Genomic DNA, 886 nt, shown 5'->3' with positions numbered 1-886 from the left:
AACTGCCGCTTTGTGCCTTGAGCAGGAAGGTCGGGTTGGACTGGCCGCCCGCGAACTTTTCTGCAGTCACGGGTCCCTGGAACCCCGGTATCGATTCCTCCAGATACCCGCTCAGCCTGTCTAAATCAACCTGATTTGTTTCACTTGTCATGATTCAGCCTTCGAACTTCGGGTTAGGCGTAAGCGCAGGCGTCGCCCGCCGCACCACCTTGCAAACTTACCTCGCGACCGATAGCGTGAAGCTGTGCTATTTAGTCGATCGCTTTCATCATTTCTTCGACGACCTTCTTTGCGTCGCCGAAGACCATCATCGTTTTGTCCATGTAGAACAACTCGTTGTCGAGGCCGGCGTAGCCCGCCGCCATCGACCGCTTGTTCACGATGATCGTGCGTGCCTTATACGCTTCCAGAATCGGCATGCCGGCAATCGGCGAGGTCGGGTCCGTCTTCGCCGCCGGATTCACCACGTCGTTCGCGCCGAGCACCAGCACCACGTCGGTCTGGCCGAACTCGCTGTTGATGTCCTCCATCTCGTGGACGAGCTCATAGTCCACTTCGGCCTCCGCCAGCAACACGTTCATATGCCCAGGCATCCGACCCGCCACAGGGTGAATCGCGTACTTCACATTGATGCCTTTCTCGACCAGCTTATCGGTGAGTTCCTTCAGCGCGTGCTGCGCGCGGGCCACCGCCAGCCCATAACCCGGCACGATCACCACGCTCTCCGCGTTGCCGAGCATGAACGCGGCGTCATCAGCGGAACCGGATTTGACCGGACGCTGTTCCGTCGCCCCACCCGCCGCCGCAGCGCCGGCTTCGTTGCCGAAGCCACCGAGCAGCACGTTGAAGAACGACCGATTCATCGCGCGACACATGATGTACGACA

1 protein-coding gene and 1 pseudogene are annotated in these 886 nt (G+C 59.7%); both read right to left on the bottom strand.

What is annotated here, in order from left to right:
- Positions 1-151, bottom strand: a pseudogene (locus tag AWB68_RS50645) (phosphotransferase family protein); the annotation flags it as partial.
- Between the two features lie 100 nt (positions 152-251).
- Positions 252-886: NAD(P)(+) transhydrogenase (Re/Si-specific) subunit beta (locus AWB68_RS45505; protein WP_143282080.1), on the bottom strand; the 635-nt coding region annotated here is incomplete at its 5' end.

Origin of the sequence: Caballeronia choica, assembly GCF_001544535.1 — a bacterium.
GTDB lineage: Bacteria > Pseudomonadota > Gammaproteobacteria > Burkholderiales > Burkholderiaceae > Caballeronia > Caballeronia choica.
Note: the sequence above shows the minus strand (reverse complement) of the source record. Positions and strands in the feature narration are given on the sequence as shown.